Origin of the sequence: Pseudomonas sp. P7758 (genome assembly GCF_013386485.1) — a bacterium.
GTDB lineage: Bacteria > Pseudomonadota > Gammaproteobacteria > Pseudomonadales > Pseudomonadaceae > Aquipseudomonas.
In genome coordinates this window covers 1-14,300 of the sequence record NZ_JACARS010000161.1, presented here as the reverse complement: position 1 = coordinate 14,300, position 14,300 = coordinate 1, and the positions used below count along the sequence as shown (strand labels likewise).

General features: G+C 62.6%; 13 protein-coding genes. 11 read left to right on the top strand and 2 right to left on the bottom strand.

Annotation, left to right across the window (positions count from 1 at the left end):
- Positions 1-44: 44 nt before the first annotated feature.
- Positions 45-2,417, bottom strand: coding sequence for an outer membrane protein assembly factor BamA (gene bamA, locus HX873_RS28390; RefSeq protein WP_177123534.1), 2,373 nt, complete (start codon positions 2,415-2,417; stop codon positions 45-47).
- A gap of 213 nt (positions 2,418-2,630) precedes the next feature.
- On the opposite strand from bamA, the gene HX873_RS28385 reads away from it, so the two are divergent.
- From HX873_RS28385 to HX873_RS28375, 3 genes are all read left to right on the top strand, one after another.
- A complete protein-coding gene (locus tag HX873_RS28385; protein WP_008430480.1) occupies positions 2,631-3,314 on the top strand; it encodes a response regulator transcription factor in 684 nt (227 codons plus the stop codon).
- Positions 3,311-4,591: an ATP-binding protein gene (locus HX873_RS28380; RefSeq protein WP_177023417.1), complete on the top strand. Its 1,281-nt coding sequence runs from the start codon at positions 3,311-3,313 to the stop codon at positions 4,589-4,591. The genes HX873_RS28385 and HX873_RS28380 overlap by 4 nt, the downstream gene beginning before the upstream one ends.
- 80 nt (positions 4,592-4,671) lie before the next feature.
- The gene (locus HX873_RS28375; protein ID WP_177049478.1) at positions 4,672-5,121 is read left to right on the top strand and encodes a hypothetical protein; all 450 of its coding nucleotides are present in this window, start codon (positions 4,672-4,674) and stop codon (positions 5,119-5,121) included.
- A gap of 120 nt (positions 5,122-5,241) precedes the next feature.
- On the opposite strand, the gene HX873_RS28370 is transcribed toward HX873_RS28375, so the two are convergent.
- Complete coding sequence (locus tag HX873_RS28370) at positions 5,242-8,067, bottom strand: winged helix-turn-helix domain-containing protein (protein WP_177123533.1); 2,826 nt, start codon at positions 8,065-8,067, stop codon at positions 5,242-5,244.
- A gap of 576 nt (positions 8,068-8,643) precedes the next feature.
- On the opposite strand from HX873_RS28370, the gene HX873_RS28365 reads away from it, so the two are divergent.
- The 8 genes from HX873_RS28365 (at position 8,644) to HX873_RS28330 (ending at position 14,130) form a co-directional block, all read left to right on the top strand.
- Entirely contained in the window at positions 8,644-8,916 is a 273-nt protein-coding gene (locus tag HX873_RS28365) for a DUF2282 domain-containing protein (RefSeq protein WP_003211270.1), read from the top strand.
- Entirely contained in the window at positions 8,913-9,341 is a 429-nt protein-coding gene (locus HX873_RS28360) for a DoxX family protein (RefSeq protein WP_003211272.1), read from the top strand. Before HX873_RS28365 ends, HX873_RS28360 begins: the two co-directional genes overlap by 4 nt.
- Positions 9,342-9,386: 45 nt before the next feature.
- Entirely contained in the window at positions 9,387-10,154 is a 768-nt protein-coding gene (locus HX873_RS28355; protein ID WP_003211274.1) for an alpha/beta fold hydrolase, read from the top strand.
- A gap of 24 nt (positions 10,155-10,178) precedes the next feature.
- The gene (locus HX873_RS28350) at positions 10,179-10,451 is read left to right on the top strand and encodes a hypothetical protein (protein WP_003211275.1); all 273 of its coding nucleotides are present in this window, start codon (positions 10,179-10,181) and stop codon (positions 10,449-10,451) included.
- A gap of 56 nt (positions 10,452-10,507) precedes the next feature.
- Positions 10,508-11,359, top strand: coding sequence for a DUF692 domain-containing protein (locus HX873_RS28345; protein ID WP_177123535.1), 852 nt, complete (start codon positions 10,508-10,510; stop codon positions 11,357-11,359).
- A complete protein-coding gene (locus tag HX873_RS28340) occupies positions 11,356-12,132 on the top strand; it encodes a DNA-binding domain-containing protein (RefSeq protein WP_102368640.1) in 777 nt (258 codons plus the stop codon). The genes HX873_RS28345 and HX873_RS28340 overlap by 4 nt, the downstream gene beginning before the upstream one ends.
- A gap of 4 nt (positions 12,133-12,136) precedes the next feature.
- A complete protein-coding gene (locus HX873_RS28335) occupies positions 12,137-12,673 on the top strand; it encodes an alpha/beta fold hydrolase (RefSeq protein ID WP_177123532.1) in 537 nt (178 codons plus the stop codon).
- 92 nt (positions 12,674-12,765) lie between these two features.
- The gene (locus tag HX873_RS28330; protein ID WP_177123531.1) at positions 12,766-14,130 is read left to right on the top strand and encodes an MFS transporter; all 1,365 of its coding nucleotides are present in this window, start codon (positions 12,766-12,768) and stop codon (positions 14,128-14,130) included.
- Positions 14,131-14,300: the final 170 nt, after the last annotated feature.

The following is a 14,300-nucleotide window of genomic DNA, read 5'->3' as shown; positions in this document are numbered from 1 at the left end:
CAATAGCGGCCATAACCGCAAAAACGGATATGTACCCAGGCAGATCAGAAATTCTGCCCCATGGAGAACTGGAACACCTGCTTGGTCGCATTCTCCGGCGTACGAACCGGCAACGCCAGGTTGATACTCAACGGCCCCAACGGGCTGTACCACGTAGCCCCAACCCCCACAGATGCACCCAGCTGACTCAGGTCAACCCCATTACAACCCTGGGTAGTACTGAGGGCACACTTGTCCGAATAAACGTTACCCACATCCCAGAACACAGACGTACGCACCGATTTATTATCTTTAAGGAACGGCATCGGAAACAGATATTCCGCCCCCCCGGTAATCAGGATGTTGCCCCCCAACGCCTCAGGACTGCGGTCGCTGTAGTACTGCTGGCCCGCACTGGCATACGCCCCGGTCGCCGGCGTACTGCGCGGCCCAAGCGTGCCGCTTTCAAACCCGCGCACCGAACCTTCACCCCCGGCCGTGTAGTTTTCATAAAACGGCAGGCCGTCCGTCGAGCCGTACCCGTTGGCGTAACCGAGCTTGGTATGCAAACGCAGCGTCGTCGAATTGGTGATCGGCACAAATGTCTGCCCGGAATAATCGAGTTTGTAGAAACTCAAGTCACTGCCCGGAAGCGTCACCGTCAGGTTCAGGTTCTGCGAGTAACCACGGGTCGGCATCACGCCTTTGTTCAACGTCGACTCCGACCACCCAAGGTTGGCCTTGAAGTTGGTGAACTCACTGCCTTCGCGCTGAAGAAAATCGTAGATCTCATCAGAGCTGTAGATGCCCGGGTCGATACTGTCGTGTTGCACCGTCAGGCCGAAACTCAACCGCGAGGTTTCATTGATCGGGTAGCCGAGTGTGGCCCCCAGGCCGTAACTGTTGATGGAGTAGTAGGAAACACCGCTGCCATCGTCGTAGTAGTTGTTGTAATCGGTGGCACTGTAGAACGCGTTATAGCCCAGGCTCACCCCGTCCGGCGTGAAGTAGGGGTTGGTAAAGCCAATGTTGTACTTGCTCTGGTACTGCGAGCGGGTCAGGCCCAGGCTGGCGTAATCCCCGGTGCCCAGGAAGTTGTTCTGGGTGATCGAACCGCCGAGGATCAGCCCGGCGTCCTGGGCAAAACCGACGCTGGCGGTAATCGAGCCGGACGCTTGTTCTTCGACCGCGTAGTTCACATCAAGCTGGTCGTCGACCCCCGCCACGGCCGGGGTTTCGACGTTGACCTCCTTGAAGAAGCCCAGGCGCTCAAGGCGAACCTTGGACTGGTCGATCAGGTAGGTCGACGCCCAGCCACCTTCCATCTGGCGCATTTCCCGGCGCAGCACCTGGTCGTCGGTCTTGGTGTTGCCACGGAAGTTGATGCGGTTCACGTAGGCCCGTTTGCCCGGGTCGACCGCAAACACGATGTCCACGGTGTGGTCTTCATCGTGGGGCGTGGGCATGCCGTTGACGTTGGCGAAGGTGTAGCCGTCGTTACCCAGGCGCCGGGTGATCAGGTCCGAGGTGGTGGTCATCAGCTTGCGCGAGAACACCTGGCCTTTCTGCACCAGCAACAGGGCTTCAAGCTGGTCCTGGGGCACTTTCAAGTCGCCGCTGAGCTTCACGTCACGCACCGTGTATTTCTCGCCTTCGTTGATGTTGACGGTGATGTAGACGTGCTTCTTTTCCGGGGTGATGGACACCTGGGTCGAGGTGATGTCCATGTTGATATAACCACGGTCCAGGTAATAGGAGCGCAGGCGTTCCAGGTCCCCGGTGAGTTTTTCACGGGCGTACTTGTCATCGTTGGTGAAGAACGACAGCCAGTTGCTGGTCTTGAGGGTGAACGTGCCGATCAGTTCCTTGTCGGTAAACACGTGGTTGCCCACCACGTTGATGTGCTGGATCGCGGCCACGGAGCCTTCGTCGATCTTGACCTTCAGGCCCACGCGGTTACGCGGCTGCGGCAGCACTTCGGTGTCGACCGTGGCCGAATAGCGACCCTGGGCCACGTACTGGCGCTGCAGTTCGTTGCGCATGCCTTCCAGGGTGGCGCGCTGGAAGATCTCGCCCTCGGCCAGGCCCGACTGCTTCATGCCCTTGAGCAGGTCTTCGGTGGAGATGGCCTTGTTGCCTTCGAACTCGATGCTGGACACCGATGGGCGCTCGACCACATTGATGATCAGCACCGTGCCGTCGCGGCTCAATTGGATGTCCTGGAAGAAGCCGGTCTTGAACAACGCACGGGTGGAATCCACCAGCCGTCGGTCATCCGCCTCGTCCCCCACGTTCAGCGGCAAGGCACCAAACACGCTGCCCGCCGAGACCCGTTGCAGACCGTTGATACGGATATCCGAGATTTTGAAGGCTTCAGCGTGTGCAAGTGTGACATTGAGCAGCAGCGCAACCGAGCAGAGCAGGCGCGAAAAATTCATCAAGATCTTTTCCAGAACACATCGACAAGCAGCGCAAGCGCGCCGGGATGACTCGCCGCAGACGGGTCACCACAACGCGGCCAGACGGGTGGACGGCAAGCATAAGAGCGGCGCGGGTTTGGTGCGGTTAACCAAGTGTCAAGTTAGGTAAAGGTTGGCCCCGGGGCGATGAGGCTGGGCGATACTGTGGGGGTACCCTTTCACGAGCTCGCCATGATCCGCGTATTGCTAGTCGACGATGACCAGGAACTGACTGAAATGCTCGGCCAATACCTGGAGCATGAAGGCTTTGAGGCGACCTGCGTGCACACCGGCGAGGAGGGTGAAGTTGAGGCGTTGTCGGGGCGCTACAGCATTGTGGTGCTGGACGTGATGCTGCCCAGGCTCTCGGGCATCGAGGTGCTCCGGCGTATCCGGGCCAGCAGCCAGGTGCCGGTGGTGTTGCTCACGGCCCGGGGCGACAACATCGACCGGATCACCGGGCTGGAGCTTGGCGCGGACGATTACGTGCCCAAGCCCAGTTCCCCGGGTGAACTGGTGGCGCGCCTGCGCGCGATCATGCGCCGGGTGCAACCCGTGGGCCAGCCGACCGGGGAGGTCATAACGACCGGCGCCCTGATGCTGTGGCCCGGCAAACGCCAGGCCCGTTGGAACGGTTGCGAGCTGGGGCTGACCAGTACCGAATTCAGCCTGCTTGAAGTGCTGGCCCGGTGCGCCGGCCAGGTGGTGAGCAAAAAGGACCTGTCGCTCAATGCCCTGGGCTGCCCGTTGACCCGCTATGACCGGCGCATCGACGTGCATATCAGCAGCATTCGCCAGAAGTTGGGCCCGCGCCCGGATGCCAAGGCCTGGATCCAGAGCGTGCGTGGCCTCGGTTACCTGTTGATCGCCGAATGATGAAACCCAGCCGGCTGTTCTGGAAACTGTTCCTGGCCTTTTGGCTGGCCACCAGCCTGACGTTCCTGGTGGGCTTGAGCATTCTCGTGGCGGGCAGCCTGGGCCCCGGGGACCATCATCTGGATGCGATCCTGGCCAGCGAAGAACAGTTGCTGGAACAGTACGGTGTCGAGTCGGGCCGCCAGCTCCTGGCGGTGTGGCAGCCACCCCACGGCCAAGCCATTGGCGTTTATGACAGTGCCGGTCAATTGCTGGCCGGCACGCCGGTCTCGCAGGTGGCTTATGAAAAGTCGCTCATCAGCAAGGACGGGGCCGCGCTGTCCCTCAGGTCTTCCCATCCTCCCCACGAACCCGGGCGCCTGGGCCACTGGATCCCGCTGATCATCGGCACGCTGATGAGCGCGCTGTTCAGTGGGTACATGGCCTACTACCTGGCGTGGCCGCTGGCTTATCTGCGGCGGGCGATGGGCGACGTTGCGCTGGGCCGCTTCGAAACCCGGGTGCGGCCGATGATGGGCAAGCGCCGTGATGAAATCGTCGACCTGGCCGAAGACTGCGACCGCATGGCCAACCAGCTCAAGCTGCTGGTGGAGGCCCAGCAACAGCTGCTGCACGACATCTCCCATGAACTGCGCTCACCGTTGACGCGCCTGCAAGTGGCCATCGGGCTGTTGCAGCAAGACCCGGCACGCCAGGAAATGCTCGGGCGCATCCAGCGTGAATCGGCGCGCATGGACACGCTGATCGAGGCGCTGTTGACCCTGGCGCGCGTGCAGGGCCGCCCCGAAAGTATCGAGCGCGAGCCGGTGGATATCGTCGAATTGCTGGCCGTGATTGTCGAGGATGCTCAGTTCGAGGCGGGTATCAAAGGCTGCAGTGTCAGCTTGCAGGCGTGTCCGGACTTTGTCAGTCGGGCCAGTGGCGAGCTGCTGTATCGGTGTTTCGAAAATGTCATTCGAAATGCCGTGCGCTACACGCAGCCTGATACCACGGTGCGGGTTTCGGCGGAGGTCAGCCCCGACAACCGTTGGCTGCGGGTGTTGATCACCGATCAGGGGCCGGGTGTTGAAAACCTGCGGTTGCGGAGTATTTTCGAACCTTTCGAACGTGGCCCGAATGACACCGATGCCGGTTTCGGACTGGGCCTGGCGATCGCCTTGAGGTCCGTGGAAATGCATGGCGGCACCATCGAGGCGCACAACGAGCCGTCCGGCGGGTTGAGCGTGGAAATCATCCTGCCTCGGGTGGGATCTTTACACGATATTACATTGGCTTGACCGCCCTGTACGCCCTGCGCCTTTAGACTTTTCTCCTGCGTGAGCTGATGTTCAGTGACGCCATTGGCGTGGAGGTGGCGATGTTTCAGGTGCACAAAAAAGGCTTCGTGGCCGGCAAGAAAATGGTCGACGGCCTGGTGCCTTACGATTTCTTCTGTGAAGACAGCCCGGCGATCAACCTGTTCGTGTTTACCGGCTCTGCGGCCCTCGGCCAAACCGTGGAAGAGCAGACATTGTGGGGCTTTACCCGGCTGGAGCGGTTTGAAGCCATGACCGGCGCCCTGGTGGCGAACAAGAAGAACGACGGCTGGTTTCAAAGCGTCAACGTGCTCACCGGGCCCAGCCAGAACGGCACCCAAAGTGTGAAATTCCAGCGGGTGCTGAAGATCATCAAGCACGCCACCGCCACGGGCCGCGCGACCAGCAAGTTTGAATACGAGATTCATACGGATGAAGGCGACACCTACTTCACCCGCCGACCCGCTGTACCCGACAGTGCGCAAACCGTCATTTATGCAGCGGATCAATAGCGCGGCTGCCGGAGTTCAAAAAGAGCGAAAAGGGGACAGATTTATTTATAAAATAGATCTGTCCCCTTTTTACCGTCCCCTTTTTACCGTCCCCTTTTTACCGTTACATGCCGGCAGCCTCTACCGGTGTTGAAACCTTGGCAACGAAGCAATCCGCATCTTCGGCTCCTGCAACCTGGCCAGGTCACTGGCAATCTGCGCCCGCCAGAAATGCGCCCCGGCCAGTTGCGCATCCACCCACGCCTGGCGCAGCAACACCTTGGCCTTGTCCACCGACCCGTACTGGGCCTGGCGCAGAATCAGCTGCGCCTTGATCCGCAACATCTGCGGCACGAACCAGCGCTCATGCCGGCCCAGCGCCAATTGCAGGGTGTCTTCCAACACCTCCAGCGCCAGTTTCTCCAGGCCCAGCCGCGCCAGCCCCAGGGCGTATTCACAACGCAGCAAGCTATAAAGCTGGCTATCGCCTTGGCCATGCAGGTGATGCAAGGCCTCACCCAGCAACGGCACGCCTTCTTCGGGCGACCCCTGGCGGATCAGCAGGATGCTCTCGAAGCACAGCCGAAACTGACGCCAGATGTGCAGGTCCTGCTGGGTCGTGCTGTCTTGCAGCAAGCCCAGGTAGTACCGCACCTTGGGCAGGTTGGACGCCAACAGCGCCAGGGGAATTGCCCCCAGGCACAGGGTGTACCAGAGGGTCGCGGGGTGATCGAGGGTGATGGCTTCATCGACGCAACTGCCGATCAGGCGCAGCGCCGGGTCGACATCGCCTTCCAGCAACTGCACCTGTGCCTTGAGGCAGCGGGCGGCGATGCGCTGGTCAAAATGCACGTCGATAATGTGCGAGCGCGGGGCTGACGGTGACCCCAGTGCCTCGTCGATATTCTGTCGGGCGCCGGCCAGGTCGCCCATGTGAAACAACGCCAGCGCGCGCATACGTTTACCCAGCAGTTGCTGGTTGCCGCTGTGGCTCAGGCTGATGTAGCGCTCGGCCAATTCCAGTGCTTCGGCGTACTGGTTGCAGCCGCAGCGGTCACTCCACAGGCCCCACAGCGCCCGCAGCTTGTGCTCGGCATCGCCCAGGTCGCGGGCGTCTTCACGCACCTGGCGCCAGGCTTCGCGCATTGGCCCGCCGGTGCCATAGGTGAGCATCAGCACGCTGGCCAGGGCGGTTTGCAACAGCATGCGCTGGCGCAGCGGCAGCGGGGTGGTGGCGGCGCTGGCCAGGCCTTTGTCGACCCAGGTACGGCACTCGCTGACCAGCGACAGGCGCAGCCACAAAGGCACACCGCCCAGGGTCAGTTCGATGCCGGTGGGCAGGTCGCCCGAGGCTGAAAAGGCCCACTCCAGCGCGGTGCGGATGGTGTTGATTTCCGGGCCGTAGAGGCCGATCCAGGTCTCGGGAGAAAGCCCGTCGAGGGTCTGCCCGGCTTCCTGCAATACGCCCAGCGCATACAGTGCATGACGCTGGCGGGTGGCGTCGGCTTCGCCGTGTTCGTTGAGTTTCTCCAGGGCGTAGGCGCGGGTGGTTTCCAGCAGGCGGTAGCGCTTGAGCAACTGCGATTCACCGGCGATCAGCAGCGACTTGTCCATCAGGCTTTCCAGCAAGGGCAGGGCATTGCGTGCATCGAGGGTGCTGCTGGCGGTCATGGCCTTGACCGCGTCCAGGGTAAAAGAACCGGTGAACACCGCCAGTTGGCGCAACATGGCCTGTTCGTCGCCGGTGAGCATCGAGTAGGTCCAGTCCAGGGTCGCGCTCAGTGAACGGTGGCGGGCGAGGGCGGTGCGCCGGCCGGTCATTTGCAGGCGGAAGCTGCCGTCGAGCAACCCCACCAGGTCCTGGATGCCAAAGGTGCGCACCCGCGCCGCGGCGATTTCGATGGCCAGGGCGTTGCTGTCGAGCTTGCGGCAGATGGCGCTGGCGGCGGCGACGTCGGTGTCCTTGAACACGAAGCCGGGGTCGAGGGCCTTGACCCGTTCGATGAACAGGGCGATGCCCGACCAGGTCATGGCTTGCTCGGCACTCAAGTTCACGTCTTCGTCCGGCACCAGCAACGGGGCGAGGTCGTGCACCCGTTCGCCCTCGGCCCGCAGCGGCTCGCGGCTGGTGGTCAGCACGCAGCACTGGGGCGCGCAACGCAGCAGCACCTCGACCGCGTCGGCGGTGGCTTGCAGCACGTGTTCGCAGTTGTCGAGCACCAGCAGCAACGGGCTGTTGGCGAGCATCGAGGCCACGCTTTGCAAGGGCTCGTCACTTACGCTTTGAATGCCCAGGGCGTTGGCGAGCATGCCGGCCACCCATTGGCCGCTGGTGGCGGGGGCCAGGTCGACGAAGCACATGCCCTGGTGAAAGCGGCCCTGCAGCAGTTGCGCCACGGCCAGGGCCACGGTGGTCTTGCCGATGCCGCCGGGGCCGGTGATGGTCACGAAACGCTGGCTCAGTACCTGGTCGGCCAGGCTCAGGATCAGCTGTTCGCGACCAATCACTGTGCTGGGCGGCGGTTGCAGGTTGGGCACGTCCACCGTCGGGGCGGGTACCAGCGCCTGGGCGATGGCGCCTTCACTCACTGCCTGCATCGTCACCGGCGCGACAAACCGATAACCCCGGCCCGGCACGGTGACGATGTAGCTGAAGTTGCCGTCATCCCCCAGCGCCCGGCGCAGCGCAACGATCTGCGCGCGCAGGTTGCATTCCTCCACCACCACCTTGGGCCAGGCGAAAGAGATCAGCTCGGACTTTTCCAGCAACTCGCCAGCCCGGCTGGCGAGGGCGATCAGCAGGTACAAGGCGCGGCTGCCGAGGGTCACCGGCTCGCCGTTGCGCAGCAATACATGCTGGCGCGCCAACAAGAGAAAGGGGCCGAAACCGATTGCATTCTCGGTGTGGTCCGGGGCCTGGGGGGCGAGGTCCGTGAAGGACACTGCGGGGTATTTGCTCGAACTCATCAATTTGTCCTTTTTTGTAGTCGGGCTTGTTATTGGCGATCAGGCCATTCGCCCTTTTGGGTGCTTACGTGCGGCAGCAGGCTTGGAGAGTTGAAGTCGATCAAAAAGGTGAGAGTTGTCGCCCTCCTTTGGGGCATGGACGTTGTTATAGGGCGCGGGGCCGTTGGGTTTCAGGCGATGAGACTGTTTCAATTTAGAAACATTTTATTACTAGAAAACCTGATGTAGCAGAATGTATGCCAGTTGGCATGTAACAAAGATGACAACAACCGTATGAAATTTATGGGGATTTTTGAGGTCGTCGAAGGCGGGGGAAGGTGGGTGTTCGGAAAGGCGAATATTTCTAATTGTGTCGTTCGGGATGCCGAATAAAACGGCGGTGGTTTGGCGTGGTTTTTTTGGCTGTGTATCAGACTGTGTATCAGCACCCACTTGATACACCGGCATGAATAGAAGGAGGAAACGCGACACAGACGGGATACACGCCTGGCTTTAAATCTGTCTACCAGATGGCGCAGGCGGTCACCCACCGCACAAGCGCCCTGGCCACATTCAGTCAAGCCAGGAGATTCAACAATGAAGCGCCATTACGCAGCCCTTGCCGCCACCCTCGCATTGTCCCTCGGTGCCTTCGCCGCCACCGCCCATGCCGAGGATGCCAAGCCTCAGGAAAAATGCTTCGGCGTGTCCCTCGCCGGTGCCAACGATTGCGCCGCCGGTGCCGGGACTTCCTGCGCCGGCACCGCCAAGGCGGATTACCAGGGCAACGCCTGGGTGCTGGTGGACAAAGGCACCTGCACCCAGATCAAAACCCCCAAAGGCTTCGGCAGCCTGACGGAACAACCATGATTGCCCTGGCCCCTGCGGTGCTCAAGCGTGTGCTGCCTGAGGCGCTGCTGTTGCTGGTGGCCCGCCTCGGGATCGCTTCGGTGTTTTTCCTCTCGGGCCGCACCAAGGTGACCGGTTTCCTGCAGCTCAAGCCGTCGACCTACACCTTGTTTCGCTCGGAATACGCCTTGCCGCTGGTGCCGCCGGACTGGGCAGCGCACCTGGCGACCTACGCCGAGCATCTGTTCCCGCTGTTGCTGGTGCTGGGCCTGCTGACCCGCCCGGCGGCTGCCGCGCTGTTGGGCATGACCCTGGTGATCGAGGTGTTCGTGTACCCCGACGCCTGGCCGACCCACCTGACCTGGGCGGGCTTGTTGCTGCCGCTGCTGGCGTATGGCGGCGGGGCCTGGTCACTGGACCGCGTGCTGTCCGGCCAACGCCGTTAACCCTTTCACAACAATGATCAGGCCCCAAGGCCTGTGGAGAGTCGCATGCGTATTCTTTCTTCCCTGGCGATCGCCATGGCACTCGCTACACCGTTGGTGGCCTCGGCCGCCGATGCAGCCAAGCCCCAGCCGGGCACCGGTAAAAGCGTGGTGATCGTGCCCGGTTCCTTTGTCGACGGCTCCGGCTGGCGAGTGGTGCACGACATCCTGATTCACAAGGGCTACAAGGTCACCGTGGTGCATCAGGGCCATGAAAGCCTCGCCGCCGACGTGGCCGAGGCCCGCGAAGTGCTGGAGCAGCAGGTCGGCCCGGTGGTGCTGGTGGGTCACAGCTCCGGCGGCGGGGTGATCTCGATTGCCGGTGACCGCGACAAGGTCAAGTCGATGGTCTATGTCTCGGCCCTGCAACCGGAAGTCGGCGAGAACATGAGCCAGCTGCTGTCGTCGATGCCGGCGCCGAGCAATGACGTGATGCAGACCCGCGACGGGCATCTGTTCTTTGATCGCACCAAGTTCAATGCCGATTTTGCTGCCGACCTGACCACCAACCGCACCGACTTCATGGCCGCCTCCCAGGTGCCGGCCACCACCGCGCTGTTCGGCGGCACCGTGTGGGCCGCGGCCTGGCACAAGAAGCCGACCTACGCCGTGGTGTCCACCGAAGACCGTGCCCTGAGCCCCGATCTGCAGCGCTGGATGTACAAGCGCGCCGGCTCGAAAGTCACTGAAATCAAGGCCAGCCACTCGGTGTACATCTCCCAGCCCGAGGCTGTGGCGAAGGTCATCGAAGACGCGGCATCCGTCATCAAATAAACCCCACCCCGAGGAGTAATACCCATGAGCACATCCATCAAATCCCGCTTGAGCCTTGCCACTGCTGCCGCCCTGATCGCCATGGCGTCCGCTTCCTTCGCGGCGGCCGCCAGCGCCGCCGACCAGCCGGAACAGCCGGGTCGCTGCTACGGCGTGAACAACTGCAAGGGCGAAAGCCTGTGCGCCACGGCCAAGAACGATTGCAAGGGCCTCAACAGCTGCAAGGGCCAGGGCGTTGTCGTCAAGACCCCGTCCGAGTGCCTGAAGCTGGGCGGCACCACTACCGAACCGAAGTAACACCCCGGCGGGCCCAGGTTGGGCCCGCCGCCTATTTATGCAACGGAGACCACATGATGCCGACACCCAACCCGCGTTTTCCAGGCTATGGCCTGGGGCTGCGCAAGGAACACTACAGCGAGTTCCTGGAGAACCCGGTGGCGGTGGATTTCGTTGAAGTGATCTCCGAGAATTTCATGGTCGCGGGCGGCCAGCCCCGGCACATCCTGCGCCAGATTCGCGAGCGGTATCCGGTGGCGCTGCACGGGGTGTCGATGTCGATCGGCACGGCCGAGGGCCTCGATCGCGATTACCTGAAACGCCTCAAGTCGCTGGTGGACGAGATCGAACCGCTGTTTGTGTCCGACCACTTGAGCTGGTCCCGCAGTGGGGCCTTCAACTCCCATGATCTGCTGCCGGTGCCTTACACCCATGAGGCACTGGACCGGGTCTGCGCCAATATCGACCTGGCTCAAGAAGTGTTGGGCCGCACGATGCTGTTTGAAAACCCGTCCAGCTACCTGGCCTTTGATGGCGCGTCCATGAGCGAGTGGGAATTCATCGCCGCCATGTCCCGGCGCACCGGCTGCGAGCTGTTGCTGGACGTCAATAATGTGTTTGTCAGCGCCAGCAACCATTGCTTTGACGCTCTCGCGTTTCTCGACGGGATTCCGGCCGAGCGGGTCCGGCAAATTCACCTGGCCGGCCATAGCCAGGGCCGCGATTTGCTGATCGACAGCCACGACAGCCCGGTGTGTGATGGCGTCTGGGACTTGTATGCCAAGGCCGTTGCGTTGCTCGGCCCGGTCGCCACGATGATCGAGCGCGATGACGAGATCCCGCCCCTGGCAGAGCTGCTGGAGGAGCTGTCGATCGCCCGCATGCTCGGTGCCTCCGAGGCCTACAAGCGTGCGCAGGTGCGCTCATGAATCTCGCGCAATGGCAGCAGGCTTTTCATACCTGGCTGGTGAGTGCCTCGGAGCAGTCGGCCGAGATGTTGGGTAACAAGGCCGCGGGACTGGCGGTGTATCAGAACAACTACCGCGCGCAATTGGTGGGTTGCCTGGAACAGGCGTTTCCCAACCTGCGGCGCTGGGTCGGGGACGAGGCGTTCCTGGCCGCGTGCGTCAGCCATATCGACCGGCATCCGCCCCATGCCTGGACCCTGGACGTCTATCCCGAGGGTTTTCACCTGACCCTGGGCGAACTGTTCCCCAACAATCCCGACGTGCATGAACTGGCCTGGATCGAGTCGTCGCTCAATGAAGCGTTTGTCGCCGCCGATGCCAGCCCGTTGCCCATGGACGTGCTGGCGTCGGTGGATTGGGACACGGCACGCCTGCAACTCACGCCGTCGCTGCGCTGCCATGGGCTGACCACCAACGCCGAGGCGATCTGGTCGGCATTGTGGCAGCAAACCCCGGCGCCCGAGGCGCTGATGCTGGCCGAGGCCGGTGGGCTGCTGGTGTGGCGCCGCCAGTTCACCTCGCGCTTGCGCCAGGTCGATGCGCTGGAGTTCCAGGCCTTGGTGCACCTGCAAGGCGACGGCAGTTTTGCCGGGTTGTGCGAGTTTCTGGTAGCGCGCCTGGGGGAAGAGCAGGGCGTCGCGAAAGCCGGTGAGCTGTTGGCCGGCTGGATCGGCAGCGAGTTGATTGTGGGGGTCGTTGAAGACCTTTCTGTGTCGCATTTTTCGGAGCTATAAACCTATGTCTTTTTTCAATCGCCGTCGCTTTCTGATTTCCAGCGCCATTGCTTCAGTGGCGTTGTCACTGCCGGTCATGGCGACGCCCGCCCGTTGGACGATCCGCCAGGTCAGCACCGACCTGCTGGATATCGGCTACTACGAGGCCGGCCCGGAAGAGGGCAGGCCGATCATTTTGCTGCATGGCGCGGACGGCGACCTGGAGCGCTTCGCCGAGGTCGCACCCTACCTGGCCGCCCGGGGCTTTCGGGTAGTTGCCCCGTACCTGCGTGGCCATGGCACTACCACGCCGCTGGACAAGGCGGCACCCGCCAGCACTCAGGAAGTGGTGCTCGGCCAGGACGTGCTGGACCTGATGAACGCCTTGCACATTCCTGAAGCGGTGCTGGGTGGGTTCGATCTCGGCGGTCGTGCCGTCACGGCAGCGGCTACCTTGCGGCCGAGCCGCTGTGTAGCGCTGGTCACCTTGAATAGCGCGCCGCAGCCCGCCCTGGCCGAGGTGCTGGTGCAGATGGCGCAGATGGGCAAATGGCGCACCTGAACATGAATATTTGGACAGCCGCGCATTTGCCCGCTGAAAAAAAAGGCCGCTGCCCGTAATCTAGACGCCTTTGCCACGTGTGCGGATTGTCCATGTCTTCAGTAGCTGATGGGTTGCCCAGTGATAAGCGTCTAGCGGCGGTTGTCGCCATTTCCCTGGGGATCGGCATGGCGACCCTCGACACGGCCATCGTCAACACCGCGTTGCCGACCCTGGCCGAAGGGATTGGCACCGACTCCGCTTCGGTAATCTGGGTGGTCAATGCCTACCAGTTGGCGACCATTGCCGCGGTGCTGCCCTTTGCGTCCCTGAGTGATGTGGTCGGCCACCGCCGGGTGTTCCTCGGAGGCTTGCTGGTGTTTGTGGTGGCGTCGCTGTTTTGCGGGCTGGCCTGGTCACTGCCGACGCTGACAGCCGCCCGGGTGGTGCAGGGCCTGGGCGCTGCGGCAATCATGAGCGTCAACATTGCGCTGCTGCGGCACATCTACCCGGCAAAAATCCTCGGCCGGGGGCTGGGGTATAACTCACTGGTGGTGGGGCTGGCCTTTACCCTGGGGCCGACGGCGGCGTCGGCGATTCTATCGGTGGCTACCTGGCACTGGTTGTACCTGATCAACCTCCCTCTGGGGGCACTGGCCCTGTGGCTCGGGGTGCGGGCGATTCCGGTGATCCCGATCACCGGGCATGCCTTCGACCGGCTGGCGGCAATTCTCTGCGCCGGGTTGTTTGCCCTGCTGGTGCTGGGCCTGGGCTCGGCGGTGCACGGTGCGCAGGCGGTGTTGACGCTGGGGCTGATCGCCGTGGCGCTGCTGTGCGGGCTGTTGCTGATCCGCCGTCAGGCCGGGCACCCGGCGCCGATGCTTGCGGTGGATCTGTTCAAGCGCCCGCTGTTCACCTTGTCGGCCCTCACCGCGATTTGCGCGTTCAGCGCCCAGGGGCTGGCGTTTGTGTCGCTGCCGTTCCTGTTGCAAACCGTGTTGGGGCACAGCCAGGTGGCCACCGGTTTCCTGATGACGCCGTGGCCGGCGGTGGTCGCGGTGATGGCGCTGATTGCCGGGCGCCTGGCGGACCGTATCTCCCTGGCGTTGTTGTGCGGCATCGGCCTGGTGATGTTGAGCGCGGGCATGGCCGCGCTGGCGACCCTGGGCAACGACGCCTCGACCTTCGACATCGGTTGGCGCATGGCCCTGTGTGGCGCCGGGTTCGGTTTTTTCCAGTCGCCCAACCTCAAGGCGATCATGACCAGCGCACCGATTGCCCGCAGCGGGGGAGCCAGCGGGATCGTTGCCACGTCGCGGTTGATGGGGCAGACACTCGGCGCTTCGCTGGTGGCGTTGTGTTTCCACCTGTCCCTGGGCAGCGGCCCGCAGTACGCGTTGTGGCTGGGCTGCGGGTTTGCCCTGGTGGGCGCGGTGGCCAGCGGGTTGCGCCTGATGCAGGACGGCGCCAAGGTTTAATCATTTGGGCCTTGTAAAACATTGAGGTAGACGGCTACCGTGGCCGTCTAAATAATTCTGAATGTTTCAGCTTTTATGTCTGATCTGGCCCAACGCAGTGCTGATTCCCACTCCCGCCGTGCCGCGCTGACCCTTGGCCTGTGCCTGCCCAGTGACGTGTTGCTGTACCT